Below are 13,616 nucleotides of genomic sequence, written 5' to 3' on the forward strand. Positions count from 1 at the left end.
GCTCCCCCCGGCCTCAGTGGCCGGGATTCGCGGCGGCGAAGGCGGCCTTCTGCTCCGCCGTCGCCTCGCGCTGGTGCCGCGCCCGCCATTCGTCATAGGGCATGCCATAGATCGCCTCCCGCGCATCGGGATCGGCCATCCCGATGCCCCGGTCGGCGGCGGCCTCGCGATACCAGCGGGACATGCAGTTGCGGCAGAAGCCGCCGAGATTCATCAGGTCGATGTTCTGCACATCGCTCCGTGCGCGCAGATGCGCCACCAGCTTGCGGAAGGCGGCGGCCTCCAGCGCCTCGCGCTGCTCCGGCGTGAGGTTCGCGGCGGCGCCGGTGTCGATGGCGGCCTCGGGCTGCGGTGCGGGCATGCGGTCCTCCGGAATGCGTCCGGGGGCACAAGTGGCATCGCCCGCCCCGCTTCGCCAGCCTCCCCGGGCGGTTCCGCCGGCCGGCCTTTCCAGGCAGCCTTCCTGGCACCCAGGGCGCCCCGTCCGGCGAGCAGGGCCGCGCGGATGTGACACCGGCCAGTGGGTTTTTCGCGGAAAGAAGACCGCGGCGTGGCTGATGCGGGCGGTGGAGCGGGGTGACCGCCAGCGCTCCCCTCACCCCCGAAACGGGTGGCAAGGCGGCCACGAAGGAGGTGACCGGGGCGGCCCGCGACGCTATCCACAGCGCCAACACCTGATCCTCCGGAAGGGCCGCCCGCATGCGTGAATCCGAAGCCTCGCAGGACCGGCCGCAACCGGTGCCCGCCGAAGCGAGCGATCAATGGGCGCGGCGGACCGTCCGGAAGCTCTTCGAGGCCGGGCTGCGGGCGGCGGACCCGCGGGCGGTGCTGGCGCGGCACCTGCCGGAGAAGCCGCGCTCGGGCCGCGTGCTGGTGCTGGGCGCCGGCAAGGCCTCGGCGCTGATGGCCCAGGCGCTGGAGGAAGCCTGGCCCGACGTCGCGCTGTCGGGCCTCGTCGTCACCCGCTACGGCCATGCCGTGCCCACCCGCCATGTCGAGATCGTCGAGGCCAGCCACCCCGTCCCCGACGCGGCGGGCGAGGCGGCGGCGCGGCGGATGCTGGCGCTGACCGACGGGCTCGCGGCGGAGGACCTGGTGATCTTCCTGGCCTCGGGCGGCGGCTCGGCCCTGCTTTCCCTGCCCGCCCCCGGGCTGACGCTGGCCGACAAGCAGGCGGTCAACCGCGCCCTGCTCGCCTCCGGCGCCACGATCGGCGACATGAACATCGTGCGGAAGCACCTTTCCGCCATCAAGGGCGGGCGGCTGGCGGCGGCCTGCCATCCGGCGCGGGTGGTGACGCTGGCCATCTCCGACGTGCCGGGCGACGATCCCGGCACCATCGCCTCCGGCCCCACCGTGCCGGAGGGCGCGGGCTATGCCGAGGCCTATGCGATCCTGAAGCGCTTCAACATCGCCCAGCCCGCCGCCGTGGCCCGCCACCTCGCCGCGGCGGCCGACGCGGTGCCCAAGCCGGGCGACCCGCGCCTGGCCCGCAGCGAGTTCCGCCTGATCGCCACGCCGATGATGGCGCTGCAGGCGGTGGCCGGGGCCGCCGCCGCCGAGGGGCTGCATCCGATCATCCTGGGCGATGCGCTGGAAGGCGAGGCGCGCGAGCTGGGCACGGTGCTGGCCGGCATCGCGCGCTCGGTCTCCGACCACGGCATCCCGGCGCCGAAGCCCTGCGTCATCCTGTCGGGCGGCGAGACCACGGTGACGATCCGCCACCCCAGCCCCGGGCGCGGCGGCCGCAACACCGAGGCGCTGCTGGGCTTCGCCCTCGCCGCCGCGGGCCGTCCCGGCACCTGGGCGCTGATGGGCGACACCGACGGCATCGACGGGGTGGAGGAGGCCGCGGGCGCCCTGGCCACCCCCGACACGCTCGCCCGCGCCCGCTCGCTCGGCCTCGATGCGCGCGAGGCCCAGGCGCTGCACGACGCCACCGGCTTCTTTGCCGCCCTGGGCGACCTGGTGGTGACCGGCCCCACGCTGACCAACGTCAATGACCTGCGCATCGTCCTCGTCGCCTGAGACGGACACCGCCCCGCCCCGGCGCGGGGCAAGGCGGGCCGGCCATGGACGGCCAGCCCGTTCCAGGGTCAGCCGGCCTTGCCGGTCAGCGCCTCGGCCTTCTCCGGCGCGCTCCCCTGGTGCGCCACGTCCTGGGGCGGGTCGTTGCGGGTCTTCCACAGCGACAGGGCGATGGAGCCGGCGATGATCGTGCCGGTCAGCAGCAGCGCGTATTCCACCGGCACCGCCTTGCCGCCCGCATACCAGTTGGCCAGCATCTTCGCGCCCACGATCATCAGCACGACCGAGAGCCCGTGCTTCAGGTAGTGGAAGCGGTGGATGATCCCCGCCAGGGCGAAGTACATCGCCCGCAGGCCCAGGATGGCGAAGACGTTCGCCGTGTAGACGATGAACGGGTCGGTCGAGACGGCAAAGATCGCCGGGATGCTGTCCAGCGCGAAGAACAGGTCCGTCAGCTCGATCAGCACCAGCACGAGCAGCAGCGGCGTGACCATCCGCCGGCCCGCCTCGCGCACGGTGAAGGCATTGCCGCGGAAGCCCTCCGTCACCGGCAGGCGTGCGCGCATCCAGCGCAGCACGCTGCTGTCGGCCGGATCGTGCTCCGCCTCGGCCGAGCGCAGCATCTTCCAGCCGGACCAGACCAGGAACAGGCCGAAGACCACCATCAGCCAGTCGAACTCGCGCAGCAGCGCCGTGCCGACCAGGATCATCACGCCGCGCATCACCAGCGCCCCCAGGATGCCCCAGAACAGCACGCGGTGCTGGTAGGCCGCCGGCACGCCGAAGCGGGCGAAGAGCAGGACGAAGACGAAGATGTTGTCGACCGAGAGCGACCACTCGATCAGGTAGCCGGTAAGGAATTCCAAACTGTTGGTCGCCCGTTCCTCGGGCGTGAGGCCGTAGCTCATCCGCATCCAGAGGAAGAACAGCACCGCCAGGCCGATATAGGCGGCGGACTTGATCAGCGCGGTGCGCACGGGAACGGGCGCGGGGGCGCCGCTGGCGTCCTTCCTGGCGAAGACGCCGAGGTCGAGCAGCAGCAGGCCGAGAACGCCCGCGTTGAACAGGATCCAGAAAAGCGGCGAGGCCTCCATGCCGGGTGGCTCCTCCTCTCAAAGGGCCGGACGGCAGAATCCGCGTGCGGATGTTCTGGATGCGCGCCGGGCCCGGTTGCGCGAAAGATGATCCGACATCGCGGTGGCGGAACTCGCCCGGCCCTGTCCGAAGAGCAGGCCGGCCGATCCGCCAGGACGCCAGAGGGGCCCGGATCGGGTGGAAAGATGGACAATCCTCCATCTTTCCGCAAGGGAAAAATCCACCCGGAACCGGACAGGCCCGTTGCGCGGCCTGAATCGCCCCCGCCGCGCGGTGGAGCCGGCCGGTATGGACCCGGGCCTCCGGGCCGGTGTCAGGCGGTGGCGAGATCCTTCACCATGTACCCCGCCGCCCCGCCATAGCTCCGCAGCTTCCCGCGCAGCGCCTCGTCCGCCCGCTCCCGGAAGCCCTGGCGGAGCCAGAAGGCGGGCGACCCGCCGACCGCCACGAGCGACAGCCCCGGCAGCCCGCGCCCCCGCGCCAGCGCCTCCAGCCGCTCCAGCGCCCGCCCGGCGGCCCCGCCGCCGCGCCGCTCCGGCAGCAGGGCGATGTCATGGATGTAGAGCGTATCGGCCGCCGCCGGCAGCGCGCCGAGCAGGCTGTTCAGGGCCGGTGGCTGCCCGAGTCGCCAGGGATGCGCGATCACATAGCCGCCAGGCTCGCCGGAGGGGGGTACCAGCACCAGGCAGCCTTCGGGAAAAAGCGACAGGCGCTCGGCGAAGACCGCCGCGTCCTCCGGGTAGTCCGGATGCACGCGCGCCGCGATCCGCCCGGCCGCCGCGAGGTCCGCCGCCGCCATGGCCCGCCAGCGGGCCGCCCCGCCTGCCTGTCCTCCCATGCCTCGCCTTTCACCCATGCCGCCCTGCTCCGGTCCCGCCCCGCGCCGGGCGCAACCCGCTCCACATCCACCCCGGCTTGGCACCCAGGGACGCCTGTGGGAAGAGGCCTTGCCGGAAGCCGGCGGCCTCTTCGCCGCCTCTGTCCCTTCCGGCCGGACCCTTTCAGGAGGCTTCATGCCGCAGAGGATTCCGTTGCGCCGCCGGCGCCGCACGAAGGTCGTGGCCACGCTGGGCCCGGCGAGCTCGACGCCGGAAATGATCGAGCGCCTGTTCCGCGCGGGCGCCGACGTGTTCCGGCTGAACTTCAGCCATGGCTCGCACGAGGGCCACGCCGCCAACATCGCCACGATCCGGGCGCTGGAGAAGAAGGTCGGCCGCCCGATCGGCATCCTGGCCGACGTGCAGGGGCCGAAGCTTCGGGTGGGCAAGTTCGGCGGCGGCCGGGTGCAGTTGCAGACCGGGCAGAGCTTCCGCCTCGACCTGTCGCCGGTACCCGGCGACTCGCGCCGCGTGCAGCTGCCCCACCCCGAGATCATCGCGGCCGCCGGCATCGGCACCACCCTGCTGCTCGACGACGGCAAGCTGCGCCTGCGCGTGATCCGCAAGCGGGAGGACCACCTGGAGACCGAGGTGGTGGTGGGCGGCCCGCTCTCCGACCGCAAGGGCGTGAACGTGCCCGACGTGGTGCTGCCGATCCCGGCGCTGACCGAGAAGGACCGCGCCGACCTCGACTTCGTGCTGCCGCTGGGCGTCGAGTACATCGGCCTGAGCTTCGTGCAGCGGCCCGAGGACGTGGCCGAGGCCAAGGCCATCGCCGATGGCCGCGCCTGGATCATGGTGAAGATGGAGAAGCCGCAGGCGGTCGAGAACCTCGACGCGATCCTGGCGCTGACCGACTGCGTCATGGTGGCGCGCGGCGACCTGGGCGTGGAATGTCCCGCCGAGGACGTACCGCTGATCCAGAAGCGCATCGTGCGCGCCGCGCGCAACCGGGGCCTGCCGGTGGTGGTGGCGACGCAGATGCTGGAAAGCATGATCTCCGCCCCCGCCCCCACCCGGGCCGAGGCCTCGGACGTCGCCACCGCGGTCTTCGACGGCGCCGACGCGGTGATGCTCTCGGCCGAGAGCGCAGCGGGCCAGTACCCCTTCGAGGCGGTCAACATGATGGACCGCATCCTGTCGCGCGTGGAAAGCGACGAGGGCTGGCGCCGCCTGACCGACGCCGCCCGGCCCGAGCCGTTGGCCACCACCGCCGGCGCCATCGCCACCGCCGCCCGGCAGGTGGCCGCCACCATCGGCGCCCAGGCGATCGCCACCTTCACCTCCACCGGCTCCACCACGCTGCGCGTGGCCCGCGAGCGTCCCTCCTCGCCGATCCTGGCCCTCACGCCGGAGGAAAGCACCGCCCGCCGCCTCGCCGTGGTCTGGGGCGCCCATGCGCTCAGCTCCGCCACGCCGCATTCGATGACCGAGATGGTCGGCCGCGCCACGCGCGCCGCCGCCACCGAGGGCTTCGCCAACCGTGGCGAGGAGATCGTCGTCACCGCGGGCGTCCCCTTCGGACAGGCCGGCACCACCAATGCCCTCCGCGTCGCCACCGTCGGCGACAAGGCGCAAGACAAGAAAGGCTGATTCCCGGATGTTCCGCCGCCGGCTCCTGACGGGGCTCGTCACCGCCCTCCTTCCGCTGGGCCTTTCCCTGCTCGTCCCCACGGCGGCGCATGCGCAGAAGGACGGCTTCTACAACGTCATCGGCAACGGACCCGATGGCTCGTCCTATAACGGCACCCTCGCCATGCACCGCGTCGGGGAGGTCTCCTGGCAGGTGCTCTGGGAAACCAGCATCGGCCGCTACGAGGGCTATGCCATGTCCACCAAGGATAATTTCGCGGTGGGCTTCACGGCGGGCGGCCAGCCCGGGCTGGCGGTCTACAAGATCATGCCCAATGGCACGCTGGCCGGCCAGTGGACGCTGGTGGGCACCGACCAGGTGGGCACGGAGACGCTGAGCTTCCGCGGCAATCCCCCGCCGGGCGCCCAGGCGGCGCCGCCGGCCCAGGCCCAGCCCGCCAGGCCGGCCGCCCCCGCCCAGGGGAAGAAATAGGCTGAGGGCGGAAGTCGCTTCAGGGCAGAAGCAGGCTCCGGGGAAAAGTGGACCCGGCGCCGTTCAGCCCGCCAGGGCCGGGGCGGCGCCATGCCCCTCCGCGCCAGTCGGTCCCTCCTCCGCCGGGCGCGACGGGCCCGCAACACGCCCCGCGGCCTCGCCGGCCAGCAGCGCCCGCTTGCGCTCCACGCCCCAGCGGTAGCCGGTGAGGCCGCCGTCCTGCCCCAGCACGCGGTGGCAGGGCACCGCCAGCGAGACGGGGTTGCGGGCGCAGGCCCGCGCCACGGCCCGGACAGCCTTCGGCTCCCCCATGGCCCGCGCCAGCGCGCCATAGCTGCGCGTCTCGCCCAGCGGGATGCCTTGCAGCGCCTCCCAGACCCGCCGCTGGAAGGCCGTGCCTCGCAGGTCCAGCGGCAGGGCCAGGGCCGCCTTCGGCTCCGCGATGAAGCCGACCACCTCGCGCAGGATGCCCGCGAGCTCCTCCGGCGCCGGGCGGATCTCGGCGCGGGGGAAGCGGTGGCGCAGGTCGCCCTCCAGCCCGTCCCGGTCCTCGCCGAAGCCAAGGAAGCAGACCCCCTTCTCCGTGGCGCCCACCAGAAGCAGCCCCAGCGCGCTCCCGGCGAAGGCAGTCCGGATCGCCTCCCCCGCCCCGCCGCGCCGCGCCGCCCCCGGCGTCATGCCCAGCACGGCGCCCGGCGCCTCGTAGACGCGGCTCTCGCTGCCGAAGCCCGCCTCCGCCACCGCATCCACCACCCGCGCCCCCCCGCCCAGCGCGCGTTGCAGGCGCCGGGCCCGCACGCCCTCGGCATAGGAGCGCGGCGTCACCCCCGTCACCTCGCGGAACAGGCGCAGGAAGTGGTGCCGGGCATAGCCCGCCCGTTCCGCCAGCGCGGCCAGGGAGGGGATGCCCTCCGAGCCCTCGATCATCTCGCAGGCGGCGCGCACCGCCTCGGCATGGAGACGGCCCCGCTCGCCGCGCGGGTCGCAGCGCCGGCAGGGGCGGAAGCCCGCCGCCTCCGCCTCCGCGCCATCGGCGAAGAAGCGCGTGTTGCGGCGCAGCGGCAGGCGGGATGGGCAGCCGAAGCGGCACCACACGCCCTGGGTTGCCACCGCATAGACCGCGTCCTGGCGCGGCTCACGTCGGAGCAGCGAATCCCAGAGACGGTCCGCCACGTCGGGAAGGGGGAGAAGGGTGTCGCTCATGTCTTCCTGTCCCACGGCATGGCCCCGGCCCGCCATCCGGGTGTTGCGCCGGTACGCGCGTGCCCCCTTCAGGCTGCGCCCAGCTCATGCAGCCGGGCGTATTGCAGCAGCATGATCGTCTTGGCGTCCACGATCTCGCCGCGCCGGATCATGGCCATGGCCTCCTCCAGCGGAACTTCCAGCAGGCTGATGTCCTCGCCCTCCTCCTCCAGCCCGCCGCCGGCGCCGATGCGGTCGGCGGCGCTGTACTCGGCCATGAAGAAGGTGATCCGCTCGGTCACGCTGCCCGGGCTCATGAAGGCCTCGAAAAGCCGGCGCGGCGCGGTGACGCGGATGCCGGCCTCCTCCTCCGCCTCGCGCCGGATCGCCTCCTCGGGGCTCCGCGCGTCCAGCATCCCGGCGGGGACCTCGACCAGATCGTCCTTGTGGCCCGCCGCATAGGCGGGAAAGCGGAACTGCCGCACCAGCAGCACCGTGCGCTTCCGCGGCTCCCAGAGCAGGATCGCCGCCCCGTCGCCACGGTCATAGGTTTCCCGCACCAGGGTCTGCCAGCGCCCGTCGCGCCGGCGGAAATCGAAGGTGTTCCGCCGCAGGACATAGGTGTCGTCGGACAGCACGCGGACCTCGCGCATGCGCACGCGGTCGTCCATGAGGTCACTCCCCTTGCTCGCCTCGCCGCTTTCCCGGACGATCCTTCCCGCCCTCGCGGGCCGCGCCCCTCGGGGCCATGCCTCCCGGCACGCCCTCCGGCCGCCTCTTCCCCGCCGCCCCTTCTTGCCGGGGATCGCGGCCCGCGCCTCAGGTGCTGTCGCCCAGCGCCCGCCGCCGCAGGTCGCGCAGCCGGGCCTCGCCACCCGCCATGCGCGGGTTGATCTTCATCGCTGCCTCCAGGCTGTGCAAGGCACCCACCAGGTCGCCGCTGTCCTGCTGCAGCGTGGACAGGGCCAGCAGCGCGTCGAACTGCCTCGGCTCCAGGCGCAGCGCCTCCCGCAGGTCCAGCGCCCCGGCGCGCCGGTCCCCCAGCGCCGCCTGGGCCTGGCCGCGCAGGATCCAGCTCCGCGGGTCGTCCGCCTGGAGGGTGATGGCGGCATCCAGGTCCTCCACGGCCTCCGCATAGGCCCGGGCCTCCATGTTCCGCACCCCGCGCTGGACCAGCAGCGCCGCGGCCGGGCTGGCCCTGGCCGCCCAGAGGCGACGGACCTGCGCCTCGATGACGGCCGCCGCCCCGGCATCCGGGGCGCGGGCCAGCGCATCCAGCAGGCGCTGGGCCTCGGCCTGCGAGGCGGCAGCATCGGGGCGCCGGGCGGCCTGGGCCTGGGCCTGGGCCTGGGCCTGGGCCTGGGCCTGGAAACTGGCGGAGGGAAGCAGGAGCGTCGGCAACAGCAGGGCGAGGACGGTGCGCATGGCCTGAGGATGGCGCCCCGGCGGCGCGACGCAAGCGTTGTGACATTCCCGCCACCTGCGCGAGCCCGTCACGCCTATCTGCAACCCGGCCCGGATTCGCCCGGTTAAGCCCCGGCGAAACCCCGCAGGAGAACGCCCTTGTCGATCACGAAGCCCGCCGCCCTGATCCTTCTGGCCGCGGTGAGCCTCGCCGCCTGTGCCGAACGGACCACCGGCCAGAAGATCCGCGACACGCTGGACCCGCCGAGCGGCCCGGCCGAATCGATGGGCCGTTCGATGGACCGCACGGTCAACAGCATCACCAAGCCCTAGGGAGCGGCCGGCGGGGCGCCGCTTGCCGGACGTGGCCCCGCCGCCGGGGCCACTTTCCGGGCCGGTTTTCCGCCGCGCGGCGAAGGGACGGGAAATGGCGCGCCTGACCGGAACGATTTCCCGTGCTAAGCCCTTCGCACCATGGATCCGGCGAACGCCCCAGCCACCAACCGGGATTTCAGCTACCGCCTCCTGCTGCTGGCGCGGCGCTGGCGGGCCCTGATCGACACGCGGCTGCAGCAGGAGGGGCTGACGGATGCGGTCTGGCGGCCTCTTGTGCATCTCGCCAACCTCGGCGACGGCGTGCACCAGAAGGACCTGGCCACCTCGCTGGGGATCGAGCGCCCCAGCCTCGTCCGGCTGCTGGATGCGCTGGAACGGGATGGCTTCGTGGAACGCAACGCCGACCAGAACGACCGCCGCGCCCGCTGCCTCCGCCTGACCCCGGCTGGGCAGGCGATCGTGGCGCAGGTCCGGCCGCGTATCCAGGAGATGGAGCAGGAGCTCCTCGCCGGCCTGCCGGAGGACGAGTTGCAGCTCTGCACCAAGGTGCTGGAACAGCTCGACCGCCGCATCGCGACGATCCGCCCGGGCTGAGGCCCGGCGGCGATCCGGCACGAAAAAGCCCGCCATGGAACCCCATGGCGGGCTTTTTCGTCTGGAGGGGAGCGGAACCGGTCAGGTCCTGTCCCGGCCAGGGTCCGGGAAGCCCCCGGCCCGTGCCGGGGTTCCCCGCGCCCCGGATCTCAGCCCTGGCGGGCCTTCATCCGGGGGTTCTTCTTGTTGAGCACGTACAGGCGGCCACGGCGGCGCACCAGCACGCAGTTCTTGTCACGGGTCTTGGCGCTCTTGAGGCTGTTGCGGATCTTCATCTCAAACACTTCCGAATTTGGCCGGGGCCTATAAGGCGCGGGGCCGCGAAGGTCAACCTTCGCGCCATCCCGGCGGGTGGGAAACGGGGTTCAGCCGACGTGCTTTTCGCGGGCCTTCTCCGGCACCTTGGCGGATGCCTTCTCGCCCCCCTTGTCCGCCTTTCCCTTGTCCTCCTCGGCCTTCGCCCCGGGCTTGCCGGCCGGTTCCGCGGGCGGCTTGCCGGCGGGTTTCGGCGCCACCGCCTCGGGGCCCGGCAGTTCCACGGTGATGGCCAGGGCCGAGAGATCGGAACCCCGCTCCAGATCGACCTTCACCTTCTCCGGATTGATCGCGACATGCCGGGCCACCAGCTCCACGATCTCCTGCTGCAGCTTGGGCAGGAAATCCTCGCCGTTCCGGCTGATCCGCTCATGGCTCAGGATGATCTGCAGCCGGTCCTTGGCGGCGGCCGCGGTCTGGGGCTCCGGCTTGCGGTTGCGGAAGAAGGCGAGCCAACTCATGCGGCCCTCCCGCCGAACAGGCGCGACAGCAGGCCCTTCTTCTCCACGCCCAGGAAGCGCATCGGCCGCTCCTCGCCCAGGAAGCGCGCCACCGCGTCCTTGTAGGCCTGGCCGGCATTGCTCTCGGCATCCAGGATCACCGGGTTGCCGGTGTTGGAGGCCTTGAGCACGCTCTCGCTCTCCGGGATCACGCCCAGCAGGGGAATCCGCAGGATCTCCTGGATGTCGTCGAGCTTCAGCATCTCGCCCTTCTCCACCCGGGCGGGGTCGTAGCGGGTGACGAGCAGGTGCTCCCGCACCGGGTCCTTGTTCTCCTCGGCGCGGCGGGACTTGCTCTGCAGCACACCCAGGATGCGGTCGCTGTCGCGGACCGACGAGACCTCGGGGTTCGTCACCACGATCGCCTGGTCGGCGAAGTAGAGCGCCAGCAGCGCGCCCTTCTCGATGCCCGCCGGGCTGTCGCAGAGGATGTAGTCGAAGTCCTTGCCGAGGTCGTCGATGACCTTGCCCACGCCCTCCTTGGTCAACGCCTCCTTGTCGCGCGTCTGGGAGGCGGGAAGGATGCTCAGCGTGTCCACCCGCTTGTCGCGGATCAGCGCCTGGCTCAGCCGCGCCTCGCCGGAGATGACGTTCACCAGGTCGAAGACGACGCGCCGCTCGACACCCATGATCAGGTCCAGGTTCCGCAGGCCGACATCGAAGTCGATCACCGCCACCTTCTTGCCCGTCTGTGCCAGTCCGGTCGCAATGGCGGCGGAGGACGTGGTCTTGCCCACGCCGCCCTTGCCCGAAGTCACCACGATCACCTGCGCCATCGCGCCCAGTCCCCCTTGTCGAAACCCGTCTTACAGCATCACCGGCCCCGGCGAGTCAGCCCCATCCCGACCCGCCATGCCCCGGAACCGGCGCGTATCCCTCAGCCCAGCCTGTCGAAGCGCATGCCCTCGCCCACCAGCCGCGCCTGCACCGCCTTGCCGATCGGCGCCTCGCCCAGCCCGTCGCGCACCGCGTAGTAGCCCGCGATGGACACCAGTTCGGGGTCGAATTGCAAGGCGAAGACCCGCGCCTCGGTATCCTCCGCCCCGCCGGCCACGGCGCGGCCCTTCAGCGCCCCCCAGACATGGACGTTGCCGTCGGCGATCACCTCGCCGCCGGGATTGACCGTGCCGTTGATCACCAGGTCGCAGCCCTGGGCCCAGACCCGCTGCCCGGCCCGCACGGAACCGTCCACGATCATGGTGCGCCGGGCGGGAGGCGCCTCCACCGGGGCCGCCGGCTCGGGCGCGGGCGGGGCCTGGGTGAAGGCCGGGATCTCCTCCTTCGCCTCGCCCACGCTGCGCAGCGGCGGCAGCCCGGCCGAAAGCGCGGCCGAGCGCAGGGCGGGCGAGCCGCCGGTGGTGCCGATGGGCTGGATCGCCGCGGCGCGCAGCTCCCGGATCAGCGTCCCGAAATCCACCTGGGCGCCGTCCTCCAGGTCGTCCAGCCCGATGGCGATCGGCGCGTTACGGAGAAAGCCCGGGGCACGGCGGAACTGGTCGGCGATGGCGGGCACCACCGCCTCCACCCGCGCGTCCAGCAGGCGCAGGACCAGCAGGCTGAAATTGGCGGCTCTCAGCCGGAAAAGGTCTGCGGCCCCACCGGGACGGAGATTGGCAACCTGTGCGGACATCCGGACGCTGTCTCCCCGGGTGAAACTCTCGGGACAAGACTACACGTCCAAGGGGGGGTGGCGTAAGCCGCCTCTCGGCACAAGCGGCCGGGCCGCATGGGCATGGCGCCGGGCTGTGCCCCGGATGCCGCTCCCCCTGTCACGCGGCGGGCCGGCCAGGATGCCTTCCGGGCGGCCTCCAGGGCATGGCGGGACGCCGGAGGGAGGGCGATGGCCCGGCCACCAGGCCCTGCGGGAAGCGCCCGAGGAAGAGCAGCCCCCGCCGCCCTTCGTTCATCCGGCCAGGAAGCGCCGCGCCCCCTCGGCCATGACGCGCAGGCCCATGGCGAGGTCCTCCGGCTTCGTATCCTCGCTCCAATGGTGGCTGATGCCGCCGATCGAGGGCACGAAGAGCATCGCCGTCGGCACGTGCGGCGCCATGTACTGGGCGTCGTGCCCGGCGCCGGAGGGCATGCGCTGCCAGCCGCCCGGGGTCAGCGCCTCGGCCGCTTCGGACAGGATCTCCTGCCACCGCGGATCGCAGGGGGCGGGCTTCGACTGGCTCACCACCTCCAGCCGCGCCGTGCAGCGCTCGCGCCGGTTGCTTTCCTGCACGCCCCGGCGCAGCACCCCGTCCAGCCGCTCCAGCACCTCCACCGAGATGTCGCGGAACTGGAACAGCACCTCCGCCCTGCCGGGGATGATCGAGGCCGCGCCCGGGTCCAGCGCGATGCGGCCGCAGGTCCAGACCGTGCGCTCGCCGCAATGGCGGGGAAATTCTCCGTCCAGCCAGGCGAGCAGGCGCACCGCCGCCAGCCCGGCATCCCGGCGCTCCGCCATGGTGGTGCCGCCGGCATGGTCCTGCATGCCCTCGAAGACGATGCGGTACTGCCAGATGGCCACGATGCCGGTGACCACGCCGATCTGCTGACCGGCGCTTTCCAGCGTGGTGCCCTGCTCGATATGCATCTCCAGGAAGCCCTTGTAGCGGCCTTCCTCCATCCGCAGCCGGGGCCTGCCGGCAAGGCCCGCCTCCTGCAAGGCCTGCCGCAGCGGCTTGCCGTGGTAGCGGTTGGCGAGGCAGTCGATCTCGCTTTCCTCCAGCAGCCCGGTGAAGGAGCGCGAACCGATGAAGGAGCCGTAGTGGCCTTCCTCGTCCGCGAAGGCGATCACGTCCACCGGCAGGCCGGCGCGGGCGAGGTTCAGCGCCGAGACCACGCCCAGCGCGCCGTCGAGCCAGCCGGCCTCGTTCTGGCTCTCGATATGCGACCCGGCCAGCAGCTTCGGCCCCGGCCCGGGATGCCGGCCCAGCACGTTGCCGATGCCGTCGATCTCGGGGACCAGCCCCACCTCCTCCATCCGCGCCATCAGCCAGCGGCGGGATTCCATGTCCTGCTCGCTGAAGGTCGGGCGGTGCACGCCGGTCCGGAAGGCGCCGATCTTCCGCAGGTCGTTCAGGTCCGCCAGGAAGCGGCCGGTGTCGGGCTGGATGTTGCTCAGGCTCATGGCGGCGGAGCTTGGACGAGCGGTACCGGGCGCAGCAAGCCGCGCCATGGCGAAAATTTCCGCCGATTCCGCCCCATCCGCGTGAACTTGCCGAACCGCTGGGC

Annotated in this window: 16 protein-coding genes; 5 read left to right on the top strand and 11 right to left on the bottom strand. The window is 72.5% G+C overall.

The features are described from left to right. Positions 1 to 13: 13 nt before the first annotated feature. Positions 14 to 361 carry a DUF1244 domain-containing protein gene (locus tag CTJ15_RS11050; protein WP_019459571.1) on the bottom strand — a complete coding sequence of 116 codons (348 nt, stop codon included), beginning with the start codon at positions 359 to 361 and terminating at the stop codon, positions 14 to 16. A gap of 338 nt (positions 362 to 699) precedes the next feature. Between CTJ15_RS11050 and CTJ15_RS11055 the strand changes: the two genes are divergently transcribed. Further along, complete coding sequence (locus CTJ15_RS11055) at positions 700 to 2,028, top strand: glycerate kinase (protein WP_058390634.1); 1,329 nt, start codon at positions 700 to 702, stop codon at positions 2,026 to 2,028. Between the two features lie 68 nt (positions 2,029 to 2,096). On the opposite strand, the gene CTJ15_RS11060 is transcribed toward CTJ15_RS11055, so the two are convergent. After that, positions 2,097 to 3,122: a TerC family protein gene (locus CTJ15_RS11060; RefSeq protein WP_075821876.1), complete on the bottom strand. Its 1,026-nt coding sequence runs from the start codon at positions 3,120 to 3,122 to the stop codon at positions 2,097 to 2,099. 314 nt (positions 3,123 to 3,436) lie between these two features. Further along, positions 3,437 to 3,979 (bottom strand): GNAT family N-acetyltransferase, encoded by a 543-nt coding sequence (locus CTJ15_RS11065; RefSeq protein WP_226946108.1) that lies wholly within the window; start codon positions 3,977 to 3,979, stop codon positions 3,437 to 3,439. A gap of 157 nt (positions 3,980 to 4,136) precedes the next feature. On the opposite strand from CTJ15_RS11065, the gene pyk reads away from it, so the two are divergent. Together pyk and CTJ15_RS11075 are read left to right on the top strand one after the other, a co-directional pair. Continuing rightward, positions 4,137 to 5,594, top strand: a complete 1,458-nt coding sequence (pyk, locus tag CTJ15_RS11070) for a pyruvate kinase (protein WP_026032938.1) — start codon at positions 4,137 to 4,139, stop codon at positions 5,592 to 5,594. Positions 5,595 to 5,601: 7 nt separating this feature from the next. Next, positions 5,602 to 6,066: a hypothetical protein gene (locus CTJ15_RS11075; protein WP_058390637.1), complete on the top strand. Its 465-nt coding sequence runs from the start codon at positions 5,602 to 5,604 to the stop codon at positions 6,064 to 6,066. Positions 6,067 to 6,129: 63 nt separating this feature from the next. On the opposite strand, the gene ada is transcribed toward CTJ15_RS11075, so the two are convergent. From ada to CTJ15_RS24345, 3 genes are all read right to left on the bottom strand, one after another. Continuing rightward, entirely contained in the window at positions 6,130 to 7,269 is a 1,140-nt protein-coding gene (ada, locus tag CTJ15_RS11080) for a bifunctional DNA-binding transcriptional regulator/O6-methylguanine-DNA methyltransferase Ada (RefSeq protein WP_019459578.1), read from the bottom strand. A gap of 68 nt (positions 7,270 to 7,337) precedes the next feature. Beyond that, entirely contained in the window at positions 7,338 to 7,919 is a 582-nt protein-coding gene (locus CTJ15_RS11085) for an NUDIX domain-containing protein (RefSeq protein ID WP_019459579.1), read from the bottom strand. Between the two features lie 148 nt (positions 7,920 to 8,067). After that, positions 8,068 to 8,673 carry a hypothetical protein gene (locus tag CTJ15_RS24345; protein ID WP_193009666.1) on the bottom strand — a complete coding sequence of 202 codons (606 nt, stop codon included), beginning with the start codon at positions 8,671 to 8,673 and terminating at the stop codon, positions 8,068 to 8,070. A gap of 138 nt (positions 8,674 to 8,811) precedes the next feature. On the opposite strand from CTJ15_RS24345, the gene CTJ15_RS24350 reads away from it, so the two are divergent. Together CTJ15_RS24350 and CTJ15_RS11095 are read left to right on the top strand one after the other, a co-directional pair. Beyond that, positions 8,812 to 8,985, top strand: a complete 174-nt coding sequence (locus CTJ15_RS24350) for a hypothetical protein (protein ID WP_019459581.1) — start codon at positions 8,812 to 8,814, stop codon at positions 8,983 to 8,985. 141 nt (positions 8,986 to 9,126) lie between these two features. Continuing rightward, complete coding sequence (locus CTJ15_RS11095; RefSeq protein ID WP_019459582.1) at positions 9,127 to 9,582, top strand: MarR family winged helix-turn-helix transcriptional regulator; 456 nt, start codon at positions 9,127 to 9,129, stop codon at positions 9,580 to 9,582. A gap of 149 nt (positions 9,583 to 9,731) precedes the next feature. Here the strand turns inward: CTJ15_RS11095 and ykgO are convergent, their stop codons facing one another. The 5 genes from ykgO to CTJ15_RS11120 form a co-directional block, all read right to left on the bottom strand. Continuing rightward, positions 9,732 to 9,857, bottom strand: a complete 126-nt coding sequence (gene ykgO, locus CTJ15_RS11100) for a type B 50S ribosomal protein L36 (protein ID WP_019459583.1) — start codon at positions 9,855 to 9,857, stop codon at positions 9,732 to 9,734. Positions 9,858 to 9,947: 90 nt separating this feature from the next. Continuing rightward, the gene (minE, locus tag CTJ15_RS11105; protein ID WP_019459584.1) at positions 9,948 to 10,358 is read right to left on the bottom strand and encodes a cell division topological specificity factor MinE; all 411 of its coding nucleotides are present in this window, start codon (positions 10,356 to 10,358) and stop codon (positions 9,948 to 9,950) included. Next, positions 10,355 to 11,173 carry a septum site-determining protein MinD gene (gene minD / locus CTJ15_RS11110; protein WP_019459585.1) on the bottom strand — a complete coding sequence of 273 codons (819 nt, stop codon included), beginning with the start codon at positions 11,171 to 11,173 and terminating at the stop codon, positions 10,355 to 10,357. Before minD ends, minE begins: the two co-directional genes overlap by 4 nt. A 101-nt stretch (positions 11,174 to 11,274) precedes the next feature. Continuing rightward, entirely contained in the window at positions 11,275 to 12,027 is a 753-nt protein-coding gene (minC, locus tag CTJ15_RS11115) for a septum site-determining protein MinC (RefSeq protein ID WP_019459586.1), read from the bottom strand. A gap of 273 nt (positions 12,028 to 12,300) precedes the next feature. After that, a complete protein-coding gene (locus CTJ15_RS11120; RefSeq protein WP_058389441.1) occupies positions 12,301 to 13,512 on the bottom strand; it encodes a Zn-dependent hydrolase in 1,212 nt (403 codons plus the stop codon). Between the last annotated feature and the right edge of the window lie 104 nt (positions 13,513 to 13,616).

Source organism: Roseomonas sp. FDAARGOS_362, assembly GCF_002754815.1.
GTDB lineage: Bacteria > Pseudomonadota > Alphaproteobacteria > Acetobacterales > Acetobacteraceae > Roseomonas > Roseomonas mucosa.